The organism is Bacillus sp. AP50 (genome assembly GCF_040492675.1).
Taxonomy (GTDB): domain Bacteria; phylum Bacillota; class Bacilli; order Bacillales; family Bacillaceae_G; genus Bacillus_A; species Bacillus_A cereus.
Genome location: NZ_JBEUTW010000024.1, coordinates 1 through 21,495, shown reverse-complemented (window position 1 = coordinate 21,495; position 21,495 = coordinate 1). Strand labels below are relative to the sequence as shown.

Sequence of the window (21,495 nt, the reverse complement as noted above, 5' to 3'; positions counted from 1 at the left end):
TGGAGCAGTAGTATTAACAGCGTTAATCGTATTTCTATCAAGCGTATTAGTATAATAGAAGATTTGTAACAAAAGAAAAAGAGAGGAGAATGAAAGATATGAAAGAGCAAGTATTACAAGTAACAAAAGGTGACTTCGTAGGATCAGCAAGTGGAGCGGTAGTATTAACAGCATTAATCGTATTTTTATCAAGTGTATTAGTATAATAGAAGTTTTAAATTAAACAAAAAAGGAAGGAGAATGAGGGATATGAACAGTGAACAAGTGTTTCAAGTAACAAAAACAGATTTATTAGGATCCTTAGGTGGAGCGGTAATATTAACATCATTTATTCTATTCCTTGCAAATGTATTAGTATGAGATATATAAATACAATCATTCAAAAAAAATAAAGACTCTAACGTATTAGTAAGTAGTTAATATGTTGGAGTCTTTTTTATATTCTTCTTATATACCCTCAAGTATTAAAGTTACCTCATTATCCAGCATTCATGGCTAATTAAACGCTGCGGTTGAAACTTGATTCAACGAATAATCAAAAATCCACTGAATAAAATCCCGCTTTATTTCAAAGAGAAAAAAGTCGAATTTTATATGTAAGAAAAAAAGAGGAATTTGACAGAAAAGATAGAAAATTTTAAAGGTCAGAATTTGTTAGCTTGCTAACTAATTTCTATTAATTAATGTTGGAAGCGTTTTCGGTTGGTTTTAAGTATGGACCATTTAATCTATTTACAGGGGGATGAAGATATTATGAAACAAAAATCTATGGATACGCTAGCTGCACAAATGGAGGACTTTTTTCCAGTACGTGATGTAGATCATTTGGAATTTTACGTAGGGAATGCAAAGCAATCGAGTTATTATCTTGCGAGAGCGTTCGGATTCAAAATTGTAGCTTACTCTGGATTAGAAACTGGAAACCGTGAAAAGGTATCTTATGTTCTTGTGCAAAAAAATATGCGTTTCGTTGTGTCTGGGGCTTTAAGTAGTGAAAATCGTATTGCAGAGTTTGTAAAGACTCATGGTGATGGCGTGAAGGATGTGGCACTACTTGTTGATGATGTTGATAAAGCATACTCAGAAGCAGTGAAACGTGGTGCCGTCGCAATTGCTCCACCGCAGGAATTAACAGATGAGGACGGTACATTGAAAAAAGCAGTTATTGGTACGTATGGTGATACAATTCATACGCTTGTAGAGCGTAAAAATTATAAAGGGGCATTTATGCCAGGATTCCAAAAGGTAGAATTTAATATTCCATTTGAGGAGTCTGGTTTAATTGCTGTTGATCATGTAGTTGGTAATGTTGAAAAAATGGAAGAGTGGGTTAGTTATTACGAGAATGTTATGGGCTTTAAACAAATGATTCATTTTGATGATGACGATATTAGTACAGAGTATTCGGCGTTAATGTCAAAAGTTATGACGAATGGAAGTCGTATTAAGTTTCCTATTAACGAACCAGCAGACGGAAAGAGAAAGTCACAAATTCAAGAGTATCTAGAATTCTATAATGGAGCTGGTGTACAACATCTTGCTTTATTAACAAGTGATATTGTTAAAACAGTTGAAGCGCTTCGTGCAAATGGGGTGGAGTTTTTAGATACACCTGATACTTATTACGATGAGCTAACTGCACGAGTTGGAAAAATCGATGAAGAAATTGATAAGTTAAAAGAATTAAAGATCTTAGTAGATCGTGATGATGAAGGTTACTTACTACAAATCTTTACGAAACCAATTGTAGATCGTCCGACTTTATTTATTGAAATCATTCAACGCAAAGGTTCTCGTGGATTTGGTGAAGGAAACTTTAAAGCGTTATTCGAATCAATTGAAAGAGAACAAGAGCGTCGCGGAAACTTATAAGATTTGTATCCACCAGCAAAAGTCCCTTTGCTGGTGGAAATTTCATTTTTATAAGGAGGAATCAGGATGAAATTTGTTACATTTCGTCTTCCTTCAAAAGAACTACGGGCTGGATGGCTTGAAGGTGACAAAGTAATAGATATGAATCTTGCTAGTGAAGGGAAAATCCCTTCTTCTATGATGGATTTTTTAGAGAAAGCGGATGAGTATGTAGAAGTAGTGCGGAATATTAAGAATCCAAATAAGGGTATATATGCTTTAGAAGAAGTACAATTGACAGCTGCTCTTCCTAATCCGAGTAGTATTCGAGATTTTTACGCATTTGAACAACATGTAAAAACAGCTCGTGGACGAAGAGGATTAGATGTTGTGCCTGAATGGTATGATATTCCGGTTTTTTATTTTACTAATCATCGTGCTGTAATTGGTTCCGGTGATTTTGTAATTGGTCCGAAAAAGTCTAAACAGCTTGATTATGAGTTGGAGATTGCTTGCGTAATAGGAAGAGAAGGGCGAAATATTTCTCGAGAGCAAGCAGAGGAATATATTTTTGGTTATTGTATTATGAACGACTGGAGTGCGAGAGACTTACAAGCAACAGAAATGAAAGTAGGTCTCGGTCCAGCGAAAGGAAAAGACTTTGCAACTTCATTAGGAGCACATCTCGTTACGAAAGAGGAATTAGACGTTTATCGTAATGGTGATCGATATAATTTAGAAATGACTGCTCATGTAAATGGAAAACTATTATCAAAAGGAAACTTCCAAGATATTTACTATACATTTGCTGAAATGATTGAACGTGCTTCAGAGGACGTTACGTTATATCCAGGAGATGTGATTGGTTCTGGGACAGTAGGAACAGGATGTATTTTAGAACTGGGTACAGAAGAGTGGCTACAAGATGGAGATGTTGTAGAACTGTCGATTACTGGTTTAGGTACACTACGTAATACGATCAAAAAAGAAAAGGAAGCGGGTGATGGGCATGTTTTATCGTCACATGGGAGAACTACCTCATAAACGACATGTACAATTTCGTAAAAAAGATGGGTCGCTTTATCGTGAACAGGTAATGGGAACAAAAGGTTTTTCTGGTACGCAGTCTATTTTGTATCATCATTATATGCCAACAGAAGTAGGTCATTCTGCATTATCGCATTCTTGTCAGTTGCAGTATGAAGAGGATGTTGCTCTTTCTCATCGCCACTTTCGAACGAAAGAAAGTAAAAAAAGTGGTGATGCAATAAGTGGACGGAATTTCATACTTGGAAATGAAGATTTGTTAATTGGAGTAGTGAGTCCAACAGAAAAAATGGATTATTTCTATCGTAATGGTGATGGCGATGAAATGTTATTTGTTCATTATGGAACAGGGAAAATTGAAACGATGTTTGGAACGATTCACTATAGAAAAGGCGACTATGTAACGATTCCAATTGGAACGATTTATCGTGTTATTCCAGATGAAGGAGAGACTAAGTTTCTTGTTGTAGAGGCAAATAGCCAAATTACAACGCCGCGTCGTTATCGAAATGAATACGGACAATTGTTAGAGCATAGTCCGTTTTGTGAAAGAGATCTTCGTGGTCCAGAAAAATTAGAGACATATGATGAAAAAGGCGAGTTTGTCGTAATGACAAAATCAAGAGGCTATATGCATAAACATGTTTTAGGACACCACCCGTTAGATGTTGTTGGATGGGATGGCTATTTATATCCGTGGGTATTTAATGTAGAGGATTTTGAACCAATTACAGGGCGCATTCATCAGCCACCGCCAGTACATCAAACATTTGAAGGACATAATTTTGTTATTTGCTCTTTCGTACCACGTTTATACGATTATCATCCAGAGTCAATTCCAGCACCATATTATCATAGTAATGTTAATAGTGATGAAGTTCTTTACTATGTAGAAGGAAACTTTATGAGTCGCAAAGGTGTGGAAGAAGGTTCTATTACACTTCATCCGAGCGGGATTCCCCATGGACCGCATCCGGGGAAAACAGAGGCAAGTATAGGGAAGAAAGAGACGCTTGAATTAGCTGTTATGATAGACACATTCCGTCCGCTTCGTATTGTAAAACAAGCACATGAAACAGAAGATGAAAAGTATATGTATAGCTGGATTGAACAAGGTTCATATACTGTGAAATAAGTAAAAAAGGCATGCTCTCAATAAGGGGGCATGCCTTTTTCACGGAATCGACATGTATAATAATACCAAAAAAATAATGGAAAGATATATAGAAAGAATAATAAGGATCGTGCATATTCAGAAGAATTTCTACTTGTTTCGACAAAAGTATTGACTAGGAAAAGCGTAATGAGTAAAATAAAAAAGCGAATTAAAAATTTTCAGAAAATTTAAAACTTGGAGGAGTGAAAGATGAAGCAAATTTTTCAAAAGAAGCCAATTGCAAAGTTAATGCATGAAAGTAAGCAAAAAACGTTAGCAAGAACATTGGGTGCGCTAGATTTAACTATGCTTGGAATCGGAGCAATTGTTGGAACTGGTATTTTTGTTCTAACGGGTGTTGTGGCAGCGAAACATTCTGGGCCAGCTATTATATTATCATTTGCGATTGCCGCGTTAGCTTGTGCCTTTGCTGCATTTTGTTATGCTGAATTTGCTTCTTCAGTTCCTGTCTCGGGCAGTGTGTATACGTATACATACGCGACGATGGGGGAAGTGTTCGCATTTTTAATTGGCTGGGACTTAATGCTTGAATATTTACTTGCTACATCTGCTGTAGCAAACGGTTGGTCTGCATATTTTCAATCTTTATTAAAGGGGTTTGGAATTCACATTCCGACTATTCTCTCCTCGGCTCCTGGTACAGGAAAGGGTGGAATAATTGATCTACCTGCAGTTCTAATTATTTTAGTGATGACAGTTCTTTTATCTAGGGGTGTTCGTGAAAGTGCACGAGTAAATAACATTATGGTATTTATTAAAATAGCAGTTGTTCTTATTTTTATCTTTGCTGGTTTTAATTATGTGAAACCTGAAAACTGGACGCCCTTTATGCCATTTGGTTTAGATGGTGTAATGGCTGGAGCGGCTACAGTATTCTTCGCATTTATAGGATTTGATGCAGTTTCAACAGCGGCAGAAGAAGTGAAACGTCCGCAACGTGATTTACCAATTGGTATTATTGCATCGTTATTAATTTGTACAGTTCTTTATATCGTTGTTTCGCTTATTTTGACAGGAATTGTTCCATACGGCCAGCTAAATATATCAGATCCAGTTGCTTTTGCACTTCAATTTATTGGACAAGATGGTTTAGCGGGGGTAATTTCAGTAGGAGCAATTACAGGAATTACAACAGTAATGCTAGTTATGATGTATGGGCAAGTTCGTGTTTCTTATGCGATGAGCCGAGATGGTTTACTGCCGAAGCGTCTTGCTAAAGTTCATCCGAAATTTAAAACGCCATTTTTAAATACATGGACAACGGGGATTATTGCGGCACTGATTTCAGGATTAATAGATTTAAATGTTTTAGCACATCTTGTAAATATGGGGACATTGTCAGCATTTGCACTTGTAGCTGTTGCGGTAATCGTAATGAGAAGAACTCATCCAGACTTACCAAGGGCATTTAAGGCTCCGCTTGTACCATTTTTACCAGCATTAACAGTGATTTTCTGTTTATACTTAATGCTTCAATTATCAGGGACAGCGTGGATTAGTTTTGGGATATGGATGGTTATTGGTATAGCGGTTTACTTCTTATATAGCCGAAAACATAGTGCTTTAAATAATAGTAAAAAAGAAGAAGATGTTGCAAATTTATAAGCGAAAAAATCCATTCTAATTCTGTTAGAATGGATTTTTTTATTTGAAAATTTACATTTTTCTGAACTTGTTATAAGATAATTGTTGGCTAACTAAAGGGGTGGAATGATGAAAAATACGTGGCGTGAGTTAAGGGAGATGGACCGTAACGTATGGATTCGATTTATTGGAGAGACGTTAAATGGAATTGCAATGATGATGTTAATGCCTTTTTTTGCATTATATTTAAAAGATAAGGTAGATTCGTTGTTGGAAGTTGGGGTTATTATGGCGCTTTCTCCAATTGCTGCAAGCTTTGGATCACTTATAGGAGGGAGAATTGCTGACATATATGGAAGAAAGCCTATTATGATATTTTCTATGGCAAGTAATGCATTATTAATGCTCGGTTTTCTATTTATAGAAGGATTTATTCCGTATGCAATTTTATCTATTTTTTTAGGGTTGAGTAATTCTTTATTTCATCCAGCTGCATCAGCTATGGTCGCGGATGTAACGGCACCAGAAAAAAGAACAGAGGCATATGGTTTATTACGAATGGGACACAATATAGGTGCTGCGATTGGTCCGATAATGGGAGCATCAGTAGTTGTGTTGTCAAAGAACCTTGTATTTATTATTGCCTCTTCTACAATGCTATTTTATGCGTTACTTGTATTACTTCTTATTCAAGAGACGATGCCAAAGAGGATAGATAAGGAAGAACATAAAGAAAAGGAATCTGGGGCAGTTTGGAAAATTTTAATGCGAGATAAGGCATTAATGATTTACTTATTAGCAGGTATTATCATTTCGATGGGGTTTTCTCAAACGGAAGGCATGCTGCCACTACATTTTGATAATGAAATGAAGCGTATTTTTGGAACGAATAATCCATATCCATATTTAATGGCGTTAAACGGACTATTAGTTGTTTTATTCCAGTTTCAAATTTCAAAATGGGCTACGGACAAACCAGTCGGGAAGACGATGTTATATGGTGCATGTTTATTCGGGATTGGATTATTTTTTATAGGGTGGTTACCGAAGTGGTTTGGAGAATTTAATACAAATGCTACAATTATTTTAATAACACTACTGTTCGTTTATGCTATATATACGTTAGGTGAGATGATTATGTCGCCTGTACAGATGACATTTGTAGCAAATTTGGCCCCTGAGCATTTGAGAGGGACTTATATGGGAGCTGCAAGTTTGCAGTGGATTACAGGAAGCGCATTTGGTCCACTTTTGGGAGGTTTTTTATTAGATCGATTACTTGGTCACTTTCTATTTACAATTTTAGCTGTAGGATGTGTAGTTGCAGGTATTGTATATGTTTCTTTAGATCGCCTTGTGGAGCAAAGGCAAAAAGACACACTAACCAAACAATCTTCTTAGTGAATAGGTGATATACACAAAAAAGGGGATTTCTACATATTTTAGGTACATAACTAGATTAGATTGCCATTTTATTTTGTGTAGCTATATAGAAAATGAAATGAAAAACCAATAAGTGATGTTATTTAATTATTTATGGAAGTTACATTTTATTTCAAATAGGAACTACCTATTTTTATAAAAAGTGCTAAAATAGAAAAATGAAAACAATTGGTTAGGGTGATTTCATTGACGAAAATTAAATTAGGTTTATTATATGGTGGAAAATCAGCTGAGCATCAAGTTTCGCTACAGACGGCTCTTGCTGCTATTAAAGCGTTAAATCAAGATAAATTCGAGATTCATCCAATTTATATTACAGAACAAGGTCAATGGGTACGCGGTGAGCGTATTGAAGGCGAAGTAACAGATGTTGAAGCTTTAAAAATGAGCGGTGCAGAAAATGCGATTTCTCCGTTATCATTAAGTACAGAAATTATCCCATCTGCAGCTTCTGAGGAGAATGCTATTGACGTTATTTTCCCATTACTACATGGACCAAACGGTGAAGATGGAACGGTTCAAGGACTATTAGAATTAATGAATATCCCTTATGTAGGAAATGGTGTTCTAGCATCATCTGCTGGTATGGATAAAGTTGTTATGAAAAACATCTTTGCAGAGGCTGGTTTAAAACAAGCAAAATATGCATCCTTCATTCGTAGTGCATGGGAAAAAAATCGTGAGGAAGCTTATTCTAAAGTAGAAGATAAGTTAGGATATCCTTGCTTCGTAAAACCAGCGAACCTTGGTTCAAGTGTTGGTATTAATAAGTGTAAAAATCGTGAAGAACTTGAGGATGCATTTGTAGAGGCATTCCAATTTGATCGCAAAATTATTGTAGAAGAAAATATTGTAGGTCGTGAAGTAGAAGTTGGGGTACTAGGTAATGATGAGCCGAAATGTTCAGTTGTAGGTGAAATCGTTCCGAAAAAGGACTTCTATGATTATAAGTCGAAATATATCGATGGTGATACGGCGCTAATTATTCCAGCTGAAATGACAGAAGAAGAATCTAATGTAATTAAGCGTGATGCAATTATTGCATTCCAATCATTAGACGGTGCAGGTTTAACGCGAGCTGATTTCTTCTTAACGAAAGATGGAGAAGTGTATATTAACGAAGTAAACACAATGCCAGGATTTACACCGTTCAGTATGTTCCCTCTATTATGGCAACATACTGGGTTACCGTATCCAGAATTAATCGAAGAGCTAATTCGTTTAGCGATTGAACGTCACGAAGAAAAACAAAAAATTAAATATACAATCTAACAAAAAAGGAGGAAGCACTATTCGTAGGAATAGTGCTTCCTCTATGTAAGGAGCGTTTCTATATGATAAAGCGAATGTTAAAGCAAGTGGAACAGATGGTAAATGGTACTGGATTAGCAGAGCAATATGAGGGAATTACTATTCAAGGCGTGTCTATTGATACAAGAAAAATTGAAAAAGGAAACTTGTATGTTCCGATTCAAGGGGAGCGCTTTGATGGACATGCTTTTGTAGATAAAGCTGTTGAAAATGGAGCTGTGGCTACATTATGGATGAAAGATGTAGCGAATCCACCTGAGAATCTTCCGGTTATTTTTGTGGAAGACACGCTATCCGCATTGCAAATGTTAGCGAAAAACTATCGTGATCAATTGGATGTTAAAGTTGTAGGTGTAACGGGTAGTAACGGTAAAACATCTACGAAAGATATTGTAACAAGTCTTCTTGCGACTAAATTCAAAGTGCAAAAAACAGAAGGGAACTTCAATAACCATATCGGATTACCTCTTACCATTTTAAACTTAGAAGAAACTACAGAAGTAGCAGTATTAGAGATGGGTATGTCAAGCCGAGGCGAAATTGAATTCTTATCTAAGTTAGCTCGTCCTAATGCAGCTATCATTACGAATATTGGTGAGGCACATTTAATGGATTTAGGATCTCGTGAGGCAATTGCTGAAGCGAAATTAGAAATTGTTACAGGGTTACAAGAAGGTGGCGTGTTCGTATATAACGGAGATGAGCCTTTATTAACGAATCGTGTTCCTGAAATGAATTTAGCAACAGAAACGGTTACGTTTGGTGATGCAAGAGCAAACGATTATTATCCAACGACTGTAACATTACAAGCAACTGGGACACATTTCAAAATGAATAGAGATGAAAATATTTCATTCTACTTACCGGTGTTAGGAAAACATAATGTGTATAATACACTTGCTTCAATGGCAATTGCGAAACATTTTGGTGTAACGTGGGAAGAGATGAAAGAAGGTTTAGTAACACTTCAAATGACGGGCATGCGTATGGAAATTGTGAAAACAAATAGTGGTTTAACAATTATCAACGATGCTTATAATGCAAGTCCGACGGCTATGGAAGCAGCATTCCATTTAATGAATGGTTTAGATGGTTTTGCTAAAAAAATCGTTGTGCTCGGTGATATGTTAGAACTTGGAGATCAAGAAGTACAGTTCCATTATGAGGTAGGAAAATTAATCGATCCAGCAAAAATCTCGCATGTATTCACATACGGTAGATTAGGGGCTCAAATTGCTGAAGGAGCGAAAATTAATTTCCCTAATGAACGTGTAAAGGCGTATGATAATAAAGAAGAGTTAGTAAAAGATTTACAAGCAGTAGTCGATGTGAAAGATGTTGTATTAATAAAAGCATCTCGCGGTATGAAATTAGAAGAAGTAATTACGATGTTGAAATAATTGGTGTATATAAATAGGGATGATAGTTACGAAAATAGAAGAAACTTATAATAAGCGCTTACAGTAAATATAAAAAAATAAAAGTGAAGAAAAAAACTCTGAATATGAAAATAAGGTAACAGTTGGGTTTGCTTTTTACACATACAAAACTTATAATTGATAAAGTGTAATAACGTTTAGAAGTATTTTCGTGAAGAATATACGCCCGTTTATATACGTGAGCATTCAGGAAAAGGGCTTTTCCGCAAATTCGGAAAACGCCTTTTTTTAAATGATAAGTATAGGATAGAAAAGGAGAAGTAACATTGACAACATTTCGAGAATTAGGATTAAGTGATTCTTTACTGCAATCTGTTGAAAGTATGGGCTTTGAAGAGGCTACACCAATTCAAGCTGAAACAATTCCACATGCATTGCAAGGTAAAGATATTATTGGGCAAGCGCAAACAGGTACAGGGAAAACAGCAGCATTCGGATTACCACTATTAGATAAAGTGGATACACATAAAGAATCGGTTCAAGGTATTGTTATCGCGCCAACGCGTGAATTAGCAATTCAAGTTGGAGAAGAATTATACAAAATTGGTAAGCATAAACGTGTTCGCATTTTACCAATTTATGGTGGTCAAGATATTAACCGCCAAATTCGTGCTCTAAAAAAACACCCACACATTATTGTTGGTACGCCGGGTCGTATTTTAGATCATATTAACCGTAAAACACTTCGTCTGCAAAACGTAGAGACAGTTGTTCTTGACGAAGCGGATGAAATGTTAAACATGGGCTTCATTGAAGACATTGAAGCAATTTTAACAGATGTGCCAGAAACACATCAAACATTACTATTCTCAGCGACAATGCCGGATCCAATCCGCCGTATTGCTGAGCGTTTCATGACTGAGCCTCAACACATTAAAGTAAAAGCAAAAGAAGTAACAATGCCAAACATTCAGCAGTTCTATTTAGAAGTGCAAGAAAAGAAAAAGTTTGACGTGTTAACACGCTTATTAGATATTCAATCTCCAGAGCTTGCAATCGTATTCGGTCGTACAAAGCGTCGTGTTGATGAATTATCAGAAGCATTAAACTTACGTGGTTATGCTGCAGAAGGTATTCACGGTGATTTAACTCAGGCGAAACGTATGTCTGTATTACGTAAATTTAAAGAAGGTTCTATTGAAGTTCTTGTTGCAACAGACGTTGCTGCACGTGGTCTTGATATTTCAGGCGTAACGCACGTATATAACTTCGATATTCCACAAGATCCAGAATCATACGTTCACCGTATCGGTCGTACTGGTCGTGCAGGTAAAAAAGGTATTGCAATGCTATTTGTAACACCACGTGAATCGGGACAATTAAAAAATATCGAGCGTACAACAAAACGTAAAATGGACCGTATGGATGCACCGACACTTGACGAGGCATTAGAAGGTCAACAACGTTTAATCGCTGAAAAGCTTCAAAGCACAATTGAAAATGAAAACTTAGCATACTACAAGCGTATTGCAGAAGAAATGTTAGAAGAAAATGACTCTGTAACAGTAGTAGCTGCTGCTTTAAAAATGATGACTAAAGAGCCGGATACAACTCCGATCGCTTTAACATCAGAACCACCTGTTGTTTCAAGAGGCGGCGGTTCTAAAAAACGCGGCGGTAACGGAGGCGGATACCGTGATGGTAACCGTAATCGTAGTCGTGATGCACGCGGCGGTGGCGATGGACGTAATCGTGACCGTAACCGTGATGGACGTAATCGTGACGGAAACCGTGATCGCAATCGTGATGGTGGTAGTCGTGGTCGTAGAGGTGAAGGCCAAGGTCGCCCTGGTTCTTCAAATGGACGCGGCGAAAGAAAACATCATAGCCGTCCACAAGCTTAATAAAAAAAAGAGAATGCCCTTTGCGGGCATTCTCTTTTTTTATTTCTATAATTGTGCATACTACATAATAGTTATGATAGAAAAGGGGCTGTTATATGCTTGTAAGGCTTGGTTACGTTGCGATGAGTGTACATTTGAAGAATGCATCTCCATCTCAAACGATGACGTATGCACAGTTTCAGAAATTAGATGATCGTGCTGCTGCAATTCGTAAACTTGAAAGAATTGCTAATTCCAATTTAGAAAATTGTTTACGTTTATTAAAGCATAATAAAGGGCATGACATATCTTTCTTTCGGCTCAGTTCAAAGCTCATTCCTTTAGCGAATCATGAGGAATTGCTAGAGTGGAACTATATTCGTCCTTTAAAAGAAAATTTAAAAAAACTAGGTGAATATGCAGTTCATATGAATATGAGAATTGATTTCCATCCAGATCATTTTGTTGTACTAAATTCACCTGAGGAGAGTGTTTTTAAACAATCTGTAAAAACATTGCAGATGCACAAAAAATTATTAAAAGGCATGGGGATTGAACATAAGCAACGATGTGTACTGCATGTCGGAGGAGGATATAAAGATAAAGAACTTGCATTAGAGCGCTTTATAGAGAATTGGTCTAATGTCCCAAGGGGTATTCAAGAAATGATTATATTAGAAAATGATGATACAACCTTTACGTTAGAGGAAACATTATATTTAGGAGAAAAATTAGATATTCCCGTCGTATTTGACTTGCATCACCATATGATGAATAATGAGCAAGAAGATTGGTATGAAGATTGGGCACGTGTCGTTCATACGTGGGAAACGTCTTTGTTGCCGGTTAAAATGCATATCTCTAGCCCTAGAGAGGGAAAAGATCCAAGAGCTCATGCAGATTATATTAATGTAGAGGCATTTTTATCTTTTTTAAGAAGGATAAAGGGAAGTGTTCCGCAAATTGATTGTATGATTGAGGCGAAGATGAAGGATGAGTCTTTATTTCAATTAATGAGAGATTTAAGTGAACAAGTAGATGTAGAAATTATCGATGGTGCAAGCTTTTATATTAAATAAGCTTTGCACCATCGTTTTTTTTGGTTAAAAAAGGGGTTAAAATGCCACCGGTTATTAAACCTGTTAAATGACTGATCGGATTGGCAGAAGGGTTAAAGAAAGTAAATAGTAGTAATAGAAGAATCATAATTGAGAAAATGGCAATTTCTTTTGGTTTTGAAGAGCGGTATCGATTGTACAATAAAAATAACTGTGCACCTAATAGACCGAAAATACCACCTGATGCACCTGCGTGAATATATTCAAGCGGCATAATAATATAAGAAGAAATATTTCCAGAAATTCCAGAGAGAAAAAATAGAATAAAAAAAGAAAAGTGTCCGAGTTGCTTTTCGATAGAAGAACCAAGAGCGAACAAAAAAATACTATTAGAAAGAAAATGTTGTAAGTCTACGTGTACGAGAAGAGAAGTTATGACACGCCACCATTCTCCTTTAGCGATATATTCATTAGAGGCTGCCAGTGGTAAGAGAAAAAAGTCGCCTAATATCATCATGACTAAATGAATAAGAAGTAAGGTAAGAATAGTCGGTTGTAAAGAAATATGAGTGGATCTTATTAGCATACGGTTACTTTCACCCCTTTTGCATCAGAAAGATTCTCTGTTATTCTTATCAATATGAAAGAAGAAAGTTAAATAGAAGAAGGGGATTTCGAAATGATTATAGGGATTGGTATCGATATTATTGAATTAAATCGTATTGAAAAAATGCTAGATGGAAAGCTTAAATTTATGGAACGTATTTTAACGGAAAATGAACGTAATGTTGCTATGGAGCTGAAAGGAAGTCGTCTTACAGAGTTTGTAGCTGGAAGGTTTGCAGCGAAAGAGGCGTATTCAAAAGCTGTAGGTACTGGTATCGGAAAAGAAGTGAGTTTTTTAGATATTGAAGTGAAAAATGATGAAAGAGGTAAGCCAATTCTGATTACAAGTACAGAGTATATTGTTCATTTATCAATTAGTCATAGTAAGGAATTTGCTGTTGCTCAAGTTGTTTTAGAAAGCTCGTCACGCTAGTCTGCATATTTTATATCTTTGTCTCATATATTTGAGGTAGCGATAAGGAAGGTACATCTTCCATTCATTTATAGGGGCAAAGGGGCTGAATTGATGAAAAGGCGTCTGTTTTTAGTTCTTGTCGGTTTGTTGACCGTTTTTGTGTTGGCGGGTTGTATGGAAAAGAAGCAAGATGATGTCGTGAGAGATTTAGAATCAAAAGTAAAAGGGATGAAAAGTTATCAAGCTGAGGCAAAATTATCTATTAAAACAGGCAATGAGCCTCAAGAATATAACGTAGAGATTTGGCATAAGGAACCGTCTTTTTATCGTGTGAATTTAAAAAATGCAAAAAAAGATCAGAGCCAAATTATTTTGAGAAATGAAGAAGGTGTATTTGTATTAACGCCAGCACTTAATAAGAGCTTCCGTTTTCAAAGTGATTGGCCGCAAAATAGTAGCCAGGCTTATTTATATGAATCACTTGTAAGAGATATTTTGCAGGACAAGAAAAACCTTACTTTTGAGAAAACAGATAAGTATTATATTTTTAAAACAAAAACAAACTATCAACATCAAAATATGTTGCCGAGACAAGAGATTACATTGAATAAGAGCGACTTGACTCCAGTTTCAGTGAAGTTAATGGATAATGATCAAAATGTTCTTGTGAAAGTAGATTTCTCTAAAGTGAAATTCGATGCGAAATTTGATAAAGGTGCATTTGATACGAAACAAAATATGTCTAGAGCACAGGTAGATGTTCAAACAACAGCGAAAGAAGACAAACCGTTTGCTATTTTGTATCCACTTGATACACCACAAGGTATGACTCTGAAAGATGAAAAAGAGTTGAAGACAGACAGTGGCAAGCGTGCGATACTCACATACACTGGAAATAAGAAATCCTTTACTTTAATACAAGAAAAGGCAAAAGTTGCAGAGGCATCATCAGCGGTAAGTGTAAGTGGAGAACCAGTTGATCTTGGGTTTACGATTGGTGCATTGACGAAAGACTCTGTAACGTGGTCGCATAACGGAGTAGAATATATGCTCGTGTCTAAAGGTTTAGAGCCGAAGGAGCTGTTAATGGTTGCTCGTTCAGTTACAGCGAAGCAGGTGAAGTAAACTTCTTAGACGTGGTGATATATGTGCACCACGTCTTTTCTTAGTTTGAAGGTGGATTTCATAAAAGAAGCATATAAAAGAATAAGCTTCGCATATCGTGTATAAGGAAGTGTATTTATGGAAGAAGCACCATTTTACCGTGACACTTGGGTGGAAGTGGATTTAGATGCCATTTATAACAACGTTACACATATTAAAGAGTTCATCCCAAGTAATGTAGAGATTTTTGCTGTAGTTAAAGCAAACGCATATGGGCACGATTATGTACCGGTGGCTAAAACGGCATTAGAAGCAGGTGCAACAAGGTTAGCTGTTGCTTTTTTAGATGAAGCTTTAGTGCTTCGGAGGGCTGGTATTACTGAACCGATTTTAGTGTTAGGTCCCTCGCCGCCGCGTGATGTAAATGTAGCTGCTGAAAATGATGTAGCGCTAACTGTTTTTCAAAAAGAATGGGTGGAAGAAGCAATTAAACTTTGGGATGGTTCATCTGTAATGAAATTCCATATTAACTTTGATAGTGGTATGGGGAGAATTGGAATACGTGAAAGAAAAGAGCTAAAAGAATTTTTAAAGAGTTTAGAGGGTGCACCGTTTTTAGAGTTAGAAGGAGTATACACGCATTTTGCAACGGCAGATGAGGTTGAGACTTCGTATTTTGATAAGCAATATAACACGTTCTTGGAGCAGTTAAGTTGGTTGAAAGAATTCGGAGTGGATCCTAAGTTTGTTCATACAGCTAATAGTGCTGCGACGTTACGTTTTCAAGGGATTACATTTAATGCAGTGCGAATTGGGATTGCAATGTATGGATTATCTCCTTCTGTAGAAATACGTCCTTTTTTACCATTTGAATTAGAACCGGCGCTATCACTTCATACGAAAGTTGCTCATATTAAACAGGTAATTAAAGGTGATGGAATTAGTTATAACGTCACCTATCGAACGAAAACTGAAGAATGGATTGCGACTGTAGCGATTGGCTATGCAGATGGGTGGCTTAGAAGGTTACAAGGATTTGAAGTGCTTATAAATGGTAAAAGGGTACCGATTGTAGGGCGAGTAACAATGGATCAGTTCATGATTCATCTTCCTTGTGAAGTGCCACTTGGTACGAAAGTTACGCTTATTGGAAGGCAAGGAGATGAGTATATTAGCGCTACAGAGGTTGCGGAATACTCAGGGACTATTAATTATGAAATTATTGCAACGATCAGTTTCCGTGTGCCAAGAATATTTATACGGAATGGTAAGGTTGTAGAGATAATTAATTACTTGAACAATATATAGAAGGTAGTATGATTGCTTCTTGTCATTGGAGTGACTGTTCATTGCTGGATAATAAGCTCTTTTTGATGAGAAGCTTTTTACTTATAATCATTTTTTATATAAGTTGCACGTAAGTTTTGAAGAGGAGTTCTATTGTTTTTAGTTAGTTATGAGATAAAAAATTTAAGAAGATGAATGTTTTGTTTGTGAATTGGAAAACATAAGCAAGGAATAAGGAAGTCTTTGCAACAGGCTCCATACAATGGTATTATTACAATAGGTGTCATATATATATTTGGGTGTGTAGTTGACGGTGGAGGTGTATTTTTGTGTCCGAATCAAGTGTAACTACTGAAATCGTGGTTCGGTTGCCAAAGCAAATGGTAACGGAATTGGACGGAATTGGAAAACAAGAGAATAAGAATCGCCATGAACTAATTTGCCAGGCAACACAATTGTTATTGCGTCAACATAAGACGAAGAAACGCTACCAACATGAATCAATGCGACGTGGGTACATTGAAATGGGAAAAATTAATCTTGGTATTGCATCTGAAGCTTTCTTAGCAGAGTATGAAGCAGCTCATACAGTAGAACGCTTAGTTAGCGGGGGGTAATATTTTGATTGTAAAACGCGGCGACGTGTATTTTGCAGACCTTTCCCCAGTTGTTGGTTCTGAGCAAGGAGGCGTTCGTCCGGTTCTTGTCATTCAAAATGACATCGGAAATCGTTTTAGTCCAACGGTGATTGTAGCGGCTATTACTGCACAGATTCAAAAAGCGAAATTACCCACTCATGTGGAAATTGATGCGAAAAAGTATGGTTTTGAGAGAGATTCTGTTATTTTACTTGAGCAGATTCGAACAATCGATAAGCAACGCTTAACGGACAAAATCACTCATTTGGATGAAGTGATGATGAGTCGTGTAGATGAAGCGTTACAAATTAGTTTAGGACTAATAGATTTTTAAATCGGCAGTTTAAGTTGCTCTCTTTGAAGGGCAACTTTTTTTATTATAGAGGAGGTTACGGTTGTATATGGAAATGGTAGATAATCGACAAGCGTTAATGAAAATGTTAGTGAAAGAATTAGGCTTTACCGAAAAGCAAGTTCGTCATGTTATTCAATTAACAGAAGAAGGTAACACAGTTCCATTTATTGCTCGTTACCGAAAAGAATGGACAGGCTCTTTAGATGAGGTGCAAATTCGTACGATTTTAGAGAGATGGCAATATATGATGCAACTTGAAGATAGGAAGGAAGAAGTTCTTCGTCTTATTGATGAGAAGGGGAAACTGACAGAAGAGCTACGACAGCAAATTGTTAAAGCTACAAAGTTGCAAGAAGTAGAAGATCTATATCGTCCATATAAAGAGAAAAGAAGAACGAAAGCGACAATTGCTAAAGAAAAAGGATTAGAACCATTAGCTGAATGGTTATTGTTATATAAGAAAGAAGATCCGGCTAAAAAGGCAGTGGAATTTATTAATGTAGAGAAAGAAGTGCAATCTGCAGAAGAAGCTTTACAAGGTGCACAAGACATTATTGCAGAAATGGTTTCAGATGAAGCTGCGTATCGTAGTTGGATTCGAAATGTTACTTTTAGAAAAGGTGTTATGTCTTCGTCCGTGAAAGATGAAGAAAAAGATGAAAAGAATATATATGAAATGTATTACAGTTATGAAGAACCATTGCAAAAAGTAGTACCACATCGTGTATTAGCAATGAATCGTGGCGAGAAAGAAGATATATTGAGAGTTGCTGTTGTTCCGCCAGTAGATGAGATAGTAACTTTCTTAAATAAGAAAGTAATTCGTGATAACGATTCGAAAAGTGCACATTATGTACAATTAGCGATTGAAGATGGTTATAAACGATTAATTCAATCTTCAATCGAAAGAGAAATTCGTAAAGAATTAACAGAAACAGCTGAAGAACAAGCGATACATATTTTCTCTGAGAACTTACGTAACTTATTATTACAACCTCCGATGAAAGGGAAAGTCGTGCTAGCGGTAGATCCGGCATATAGAACTGGTTGTAAATTGTCTGTAGTAGATGATACGGGGAAAGTACTACATATCGATGTTATTTATCCGCATCCACCTGTTCGTAAATATGATGATGCAAAAACGAAAGTTCTTTCTATTATAGATAAATATCAAGTTGAAATGATTGCAATTGGTAATGGGACAGCATCTAGAGAAACAGAAGAGTTTATAGTAGATGTATTACAAAGTGTGAACCGAGATGTCTTTTATATTATTGTAAATGAAGCGGGTGCTAGTGTATATTCAGCTTCTGATTTAGCTCGTGAGGAATTCCCAAATTTACAAGTTGAAGAGAGAAGTGCCGTTTCTATTGGAAGACGTCTGCAAGATCCACTTGCTGAACTTGTGAAAATTGATCCTAAATCAGTTGGGGTTGGACAATACCAACATGATGTATCTCAAAAGAGACTGAATGAGTCATTAACATTTGTAGTAGAAACAGCTGTTAACCAAGTTGGGGTTAATGTAAATACGGCTTCGGTTGCATTGTTACAATATGTTTCAGGTTTATCGAAAACTGTTGCGAAAAATATTGTGGCAAAGAGAGAAGAAGATGGGAAATTCACGAAGCGCACGGAATTAAAGAAAATCCCGCGTTTAGGTGCAAAGACGTATGAACAATGTATAGGTTTCTTACGTATACTAGAAGGAGCGAATCCATTAGATCGAACAGGTATTCATCCAGAGCAATATAAGAATGTTGAATTGTTATTGAAGAGTCTAGGGTTATCGATAGATGACGTAGGACAACCGCAATTACAAAAGAGATTGGAAGAAGTAGAGATTTCTAAGTTATCTCAAGAAACAGGAGTTGGGGAGCCGACGTTAGTTGATATTATAGATGCGCTTATTAGTCCAGAAAGAGATATGAGGGATGAGTTGCCTAAACCACTTCTGAAAAAAGGGATTTTGAAATTAGAAGATTTAAAACGTGGTATGGAATTAGAAGGAACAGTTCGTAACGTTGTTGATTTTGGTGCTTTTGTTGATGTTGGCGTAAAGCAAGATGGTTTAGTACATATTTCTAAACTTAGCAAACAGTTTGTAAAGCATCCGTTAGATGTTGTATCAGTAGGGCAAATTGTAAAAGTATGGGTAGATGATATTGATACAAAAAAAGGACGCGTTGCACTATCTATGTTGCCGATTGAATAGTAAGAGAAGAGAGCAGACGAAACTGCTCTTTTTTTATGGAATAAAAAGTGTAATGGATTATGAGCTTTGATGTATTTTGCTATAATAAAACCAGCATTCATTTAATAATTTAATTTGATACCGGTTTTTTTCGAAATATGCACGTTGCATTTGTTTTTTTAGCCACGTAGGCATAGGAATCCCTCCTTGTTTAATCCTGCTCTCAAAAATCTAAAATGCTATTGATGAGAGGTTGGTGAGTGGATTTCTATTCATGTTTTGTTTTTAGAAACCACGTTTCTTACATGAGGATGGGTATATGTACTATTTAATATATGTATAAGAAGGGAGAAAAGTGTAAAAATATTTTTTTGTTTAGGAGGAATGAGAGTGGATGAGCAAGAAATTCAGCGACTAGTGGAAGAAGTGTCACTACAATACTTTGAGAGGCCGTTCTTACATAAAGCAGTGTTTAATAATAGATTACGTACAACTGGTGGGCGTTATTTATTGAAGAGTCATAATATCGAACTGAATTATCGATATTACGAAGTGTATGGTGAAGAAGAGTTAGTCGGGATTATTAAACATGAGCTTTGTCATTATCACTTACATATTGCAGGAAGAGGGTATAAGCACAGGGACAGGGATTTCCGTGAGTTGTTAAAGAAAGTTGATGCACCACGTTTTTGTAAACAAATGATTAATGAAGAGAAGGAAAAAAAGATTTATAAGTATGAATGTATGGAGTGTTCACTTCAATATGTAAGAAGGCGTCAAATAAATACAAAAAGATATGTCTGTGGAAAGTGTAAAGGGAAACTCAAACCGATATCGAAAACATCTTGACAGTAAAAACGCAATCCAGTATATTATAAACATGTCACGTTTGAACAAGATGTTGTTAAAAACTTCTTGACTTACAGAGGGAATTTTTATAAGATACAAATTGTCTTCATTATTCCGCAGTAGCTCAGTGGTAGAGCTATCGGCTGTTAACCGATCGGTCGTAGGTTCGAGTCCTACCTGCGGAGCCATACAGAGAAGTACCCAAGTGGCTCAAGGGGCTCCCCTGCTAAGGGAGTAGATCGCTAACGCGGTGCGAGGGTTCGAATCCCTTCTTCTCTGCCATACATATTGGCCCGTTGGTCAAGTGGTTAAGACACCGCCCTTTCACGGCGGTAACACGGGTTCGAATCCCGTACGGGTCACCACTTTTGGAGGATTAGCTCAGCTGGGAGAGCACCTGCCTTACAAGCAGGGGGTCGGCGGTTCGATCCCGTCATCCTCCACCATATAATTTTATATGAATAGTATTGTCGCGGGGTGGAGCAGCACGGTAGCTCGTCGGGCTCATAACCCGAAGGTCGCAGGTTCAAATCCTGTCCCCGCAACCAAATGGTCCCGTGGTGTAGTGGTTAACATGCCTGCCTGTCACGCAGGAGATCGCCGGTTCGACCCCGGTCGGGACCGCCATTTTAACTTCTGCTATATAGCAGTTGTTTTTTATTGGACATTATGGTACAATAACATTTGTCTTTGAAAAGAAGATAATTATTTCGATGGGCTATAGCCAAGCGGTAAGGCAACGGACTTTGACTCCGTCATGCGCTGGTTCGAATCCAGCTAGCCCAGCCATTTACGAGCCATTAGCTCAGTTGGTAGAGCATCTGACTTTTAATCAGAGGGTCGAAGGTTCGAGTCCTTCATGGCTCACTTTTGTTTTTTCCGCGCGGTCGTGGCGGAACGGCAGACGCGCTAGGTTGAGGGCCTAGTGGGGGAAACCCCGTGGAGGTTCAAGTCCTCTCGGCCGCATCAAAAAAATCTTAAAAAAGTACTTGCATTTGAAAATGTAGTATGATAAGATAATTGAGTCGCCAAATTACAACGACGAAAAAACATCATGAATAAGCGCCCGTAGCTCAATTGGATAGAGCGTTTGACTACGGATCAAGAGGTTAGGGGTTCGACTCCTCTCGGGCGCGCCAATTACGGGAAGTGGCTCAGCTTGGTAGAGCACCTGGTTTGGGACCAGGGGGTCGCAGGTTCAAATCCTGTCTTCCCGACCACGCGGGTGTAGTTTAGTGGTAAAACAAGAGCCTTCCAAGCTCTGGTCGAGAGTTCGATTCTCTTCACCCGCTTTTAGTTCTTTGAAAACTGAAC

General features: G+C 37.1%; 21 protein-coding genes and 12 tRNA genes. 31 read left to right on the top strand and 2 right to left on the bottom strand.

Annotation, left to right across the window (positions count from 1 at the left end; all coding sequences use genetic code 11):
• The 12 genes from ABWK52_RS03355 to uvsE form a co-directional block, all read left to right on the top strand.
• On the top strand, positions 1–55 hold a 55-nt coding region (locus ABWK52_RS03355), incomplete at its 5' end, for a DUF3948 family protein (RefSeq protein WP_131248054.1).
• Between the two features lie 34 nt (positions 56–89).
• Positions 90–206, top strand: a complete 117-nt coding sequence (locus ABWK52_RS03350; protein ID WP_000654250.1) for a DUF3948 family protein — start codon at positions 90–92, stop codon at positions 204–206.
• Positions 207–249: 43 nt separating this feature from the next.
• Positions 250–360, top strand: coding sequence for a DUF3948 family protein (locus tag ABWK52_RS03345; RefSeq protein WP_001083690.1), 111 nt, complete (start codon positions 250–252; stop codon positions 358–360).
• A 393-nt stretch (positions 361–753) separates the two neighbouring features.
• Positions 754–1,872, top strand: a complete 1,119-nt coding sequence (gene hppD / locus ABWK52_RS03340; protein WP_000810922.1) for a 4-hydroxyphenylpyruvate dioxygenase — start codon at positions 754–756, stop codon at positions 1,870–1,872.
• A 66-nt stretch (positions 1,873–1,938) separates the two neighbouring features.
• Positions 1,939–2,895, top strand: a complete 957-nt coding sequence (locus ABWK52_RS03335; RefSeq protein WP_000674008.1) for a fumarylacetoacetate hydrolase family protein — start codon at positions 1,939–1,941, stop codon at positions 2,893–2,895.
• Positions 2,861–4,033, top strand: a complete 1,173-nt coding sequence (locus ABWK52_RS03330; protein ID WP_013141710.1) for a homogentisate 1,2-dioxygenase — start codon at positions 2,861–2,863, stop codon at positions 4,031–4,033. Before ABWK52_RS03335 ends, ABWK52_RS03330 begins: the two co-directional genes overlap by 35 nt.
• 231 nt (positions 4,034–4,264) lie before the next feature.
• Positions 4,265–5,680: an amino acid permease gene (locus tag ABWK52_RS03325; protein ID WP_000809349.1), complete on the top strand. Its 1,416-nt coding sequence runs from the start codon at positions 4,265–4,267 to the stop codon at positions 5,678–5,680.
• 108 nt (positions 5,681–5,788) lie between these two features.
• Positions 5,789–7,060 carry an MDR family MFS transporter gene (locus ABWK52_RS03320; protein WP_000799714.1) on the top strand — a complete coding sequence of 424 codons (1,272 nt, stop codon included), beginning with the start codon at positions 5,789–5,791 and terminating at the stop codon, positions 7,058–7,060.
• Between the two features lie 228 nt (positions 7,061–7,288).
• Positions 7,289–8,374, top strand: a complete 1,086-nt coding sequence (locus ABWK52_RS03315; protein ID WP_000161427.1) for a D-alanine--D-alanine ligase — start codon at positions 7,289–7,291, stop codon at positions 8,372–8,374.
• A 62-nt stretch (positions 8,375–8,436) separates the two neighbouring features.
• Complete coding sequence (murF, locus tag ABWK52_RS03310; RefSeq protein WP_000595964.1) at positions 8,437–9,813, top strand: UDP-N-acetylmuramoyl-tripeptide--D-alanyl-D-alanine ligase; 1,377 nt, start codon at positions 8,437–8,439, stop codon at positions 9,811–9,813.
• Positions 9,814–10,118: 305 nt separating this feature from the next.
• On the top strand, positions 10,119–11,696 hold the full coding sequence (locus ABWK52_RS03305; protein ID WP_000206584.1) for a DEAD/DEAH box helicase: 1,578 nt from the start codon (positions 10,119–10,121) through the stop codon (positions 11,694–11,696).
• A 95-nt stretch (positions 11,697–11,791) separates the two neighbouring features.
• Positions 11,792–12,754 carry a UV DNA damage repair endonuclease UvsE gene (gene uvsE, locus ABWK52_RS03300; protein ID WP_000961161.1) on the top strand — a complete coding sequence of 321 codons (963 nt, stop codon included), beginning with the start codon at positions 11,792–11,794 and terminating at the stop codon, positions 12,752–12,754.
• On the opposite strand, the gene ABWK52_RS03295 is transcribed toward uvsE, so the two are convergent.
• Complete coding sequence (locus tag ABWK52_RS03295; protein ID WP_000908523.1) at positions 12,747–13,319, bottom strand: rhomboid family intramembrane serine protease; 573 nt, start codon at positions 13,317–13,319, stop codon at positions 12,747–12,749. The two genes, uvsE and ABWK52_RS03295, sit on opposite strands and share 8 nt — an antisense overlap.
• A gap of 93 nt (positions 13,320–13,412) precedes the next feature.
• Here ABWK52_RS03295 and acpS point away from each other — a divergent pair, with 93 nt between their 5' ends.
• The 6 genes from acpS (at position 13,413) to ABWK52_RS03265 (ending at position 19,353) form a co-directional block, all read left to right on the top strand.
• Complete coding sequence (gene acpS, locus ABWK52_RS03290; RefSeq protein WP_000583417.1) at positions 13,413–13,772, top strand: holo-ACP synthase; 360 nt, start codon at positions 13,413–13,415, stop codon at positions 13,770–13,772.
• Positions 13,773–13,928: 156 nt separating this feature from the next.
• Positions 13,929–14,879, top strand: coding sequence for a LolA family protein (locus ABWK52_RS03285; protein ID WP_002060618.1), 951 nt, complete (start codon positions 13,929–13,931; stop codon positions 14,877–14,879).
• A 117-nt stretch (positions 14,880–14,996) separates the two neighbouring features.
• The gene (alr, locus tag ABWK52_RS03280; RefSeq protein ID WP_000390617.1) at positions 14,997–16,166 is read left to right on the top strand and encodes an alanine racemase; all 1,170 of its coding nucleotides are present in this window, start codon (positions 14,997–14,999) and stop codon (positions 16,164–16,166) included.
• A 308-nt stretch (positions 16,167–16,474) separates the two neighbouring features.
• Positions 16,475–16,762 (top strand): antitoxin EndoAI, encoded by a 288-nt coding sequence (locus ABWK52_RS03275; protein WP_000004570.1) that lies wholly within the window; start codon positions 16,475–16,477, stop codon positions 16,760–16,762.
• Positions 16,763–16,766: 4 nt separating this feature from the next.
• On the top strand, positions 16,767–17,117 hold the full coding sequence (ndoA, locus tag ABWK52_RS03270) for a type II toxin-antitoxin system endoribonuclease NdoA (RefSeq protein WP_000635965.1): 351 nt from the start codon (positions 16,767–16,769) through the stop codon (positions 17,115–17,117).
• A 67-nt stretch (positions 17,118–17,184) separates the two neighbouring features.
• On the top strand, positions 17,185–19,353 hold the full coding sequence (locus ABWK52_RS03265) for a Tex family protein (protein ID WP_000426236.1): 2,169 nt from the start codon (positions 17,185–17,187) through the stop codon (positions 19,351–19,353).
• Between the two features lie 57 nt (positions 19,354–19,410).
• Here the strand turns inward: ABWK52_RS03265 and cmpA are convergent, their stop codons facing one another.
• Positions 19,411–19,527 (bottom strand): cortex morphogenetic protein CmpA, encoded by a 117-nt coding sequence (cmpA, locus tag ABWK52_RS03260; protein ID WP_001143642.1) that lies wholly within the window; start codon positions 19,525–19,527, stop codon positions 19,411–19,413.
• 195 nt (positions 19,528–19,722) lie between these two features.
• On the opposite strand from cmpA, the gene ABWK52_RS03255 reads away from it, so the two are divergent.
• From ABWK52_RS03255 to ABWK52_RS03195, 13 genes are all read left to right on the top strand, one after another.
• A complete protein-coding gene (locus ABWK52_RS03255; protein WP_000344240.1) occupies positions 19,723–20,181 on the top strand; it encodes a SprT family protein in 459 nt (152 codons plus the stop codon).
• Positions 20,182–20,294: 113 nt separating this feature from the next.
• Positions 20,295–20,369: transfer RNA gene (locus tag ABWK52_RS03250), tRNA-Asn, on the top strand.
• A gap of 3 nt (positions 20,370–20,372) precedes the next feature.
• Positions 20,373–20,463, top strand: a tRNA-Ser gene (locus ABWK52_RS03245).
• 8 nt (positions 20,464–20,471) lie between these two features.
• Positions 20,472–20,546 (top strand) — tRNA-Glu (locus tag ABWK52_RS03240).
• A gap of 5 nt (positions 20,547–20,551) precedes the next feature.
• Positions 20,552–20,627, top strand: a tRNA-Val gene (locus ABWK52_RS03235).
• Between the two features lie 25 nt (positions 20,628–20,652).
• Positions 20,653–20,729 (top strand) — tRNA-Met (locus ABWK52_RS03230).
• 3 nt (positions 20,730–20,732) lie between these two features.
• A tRNA-Asp gene (locus ABWK52_RS03225) sits at positions 20,733–20,808 on the top strand.
• Positions 20,809–20,895: 87 nt separating this feature from the next.
• Positions 20,896–20,970, top strand: a tRNA-Gln gene (locus tag ABWK52_RS03220).
• 5 nt (positions 20,971–20,975) lie between these two features.
• Positions 20,976–21,048, top strand: a tRNA-Lys gene (locus tag ABWK52_RS03215).
• Positions 21,049–21,064: 16 nt separating this feature from the next.
• A tRNA-Leu gene (locus ABWK52_RS03210) sits at positions 21,065–21,147 on the top strand.
• Positions 21,148–21,243: 96 nt separating this feature from the next.
• Positions 21,244–21,320: transfer RNA gene (locus tag ABWK52_RS03205), tRNA-Arg, on the top strand.
• 4 nt (positions 21,321–21,324) lie between these two features.
• A tRNA-Pro gene (locus ABWK52_RS03200) sits at positions 21,325–21,401 on the top strand.
• A 1-nt stretch (position 21,402) separates the two neighbouring features.
• A tRNA-Gly gene (locus tag ABWK52_RS03195) sits at positions 21,403–21,473 on the top strand.
• The last annotated feature ends 22 nt before the right edge of the window (positions 21,474–21,495 follow it).

Excerpts from the sequence above, each read along its gene's own strand:
- ABWK52_RS03330 (WP_013141710.1), top strand. The coding sequence starts at position 2,861 with ATGTTTTATCGTCACATGGGAGAACTACCTCATAAACGACATGTACAA.
- ABWK52_RS03265 (WP_000426236.1), top strand. The coding sequence starts at position 17,185 with ATGGAAATGGTAGATAATCGACAAGCGTTAATGAAAATGTTAGTGAAA.
- ABWK52_RS03345 (WP_001083690.1), top strand. The coding sequence starts at position 250 with ATGAACAGTGAACAAGTGTTTCAAGTAACAAAAACAGATTTATTAGGA.
- murF (WP_000595964.1), top strand. The coding sequence starts at position 8,437 with ATGATAAAGCGAATGTTAAAGCAAGTGGAACAGATGGTAAATGGTACT.
- ABWK52_RS03350 (WP_000654250.1), top strand. The coding sequence starts at position 90 with ATGAAAGATATGAAAGAGCAAGTATTACAAGTAACAAAAGGTGACTTC.
- ABWK52_RS03285 (WP_002060618.1), top strand. The coding sequence starts at position 13,929 with ATGGAAAAGAAGCAAGATGATGTCGTGAGAGATTTAGAATCAAAAGTA.
- ABWK52_RS03325 (WP_000809349.1), top strand. The coding sequence starts at position 4,265 with ATGAAGCAAATTTTTCAAAAGAAGCCAATTGCAAAGTTAATGCATGAA.
- ABWK52_RS03295 (WP_000908523.1), bottom strand. The coding sequence starts at position 13,319 with ATGCTAATAAGATCCACTCATATTTCTTTACAACCGACTATTCTTACC.
- acpS (WP_000583417.1), top strand. The coding sequence starts at position 13,413 with ATGATTATAGGGATTGGTATCGATATTATTGAATTAAATCGTATTGAA.
- cmpA (WP_001143642.1), bottom strand. The coding sequence starts at position 19,527 with ATGCCTACGTGGCTAAAAAAACAAATGCAACGTGCATATTTCGAAAAA.
- ABWK52_RS03320 (WP_000799714.1), top strand. The coding sequence starts at position 5,789 with ATGAAAAATACGTGGCGTGAGTTAAGGGAGATGGACCGTAACGTATGG.
- uvsE (WP_000961161.1), top strand. The coding sequence starts at position 11,792 with ATGCTTGTAAGGCTTGGTTACGTTGCGATGAGTGTACATTTGAAGAAT.
- hppD (WP_000810922.1), top strand. The coding sequence starts at position 754 with ATGAAACAAAAATCTATGGATACGCTAGCTGCACAAATGGAGGACTTT.
- alr (WP_000390617.1), top strand. The coding sequence starts at position 14,997 with ATGGAAGAAGCACCATTTTACCGTGACACTTGGGTGGAAGTGGATTTA.
- ABWK52_RS03335 (WP_000674008.1), top strand. The coding sequence starts at position 1,939 with ATGAAATTTGTTACATTTCGTCTTCCTTCAAAAGAACTACGGGCTGGA.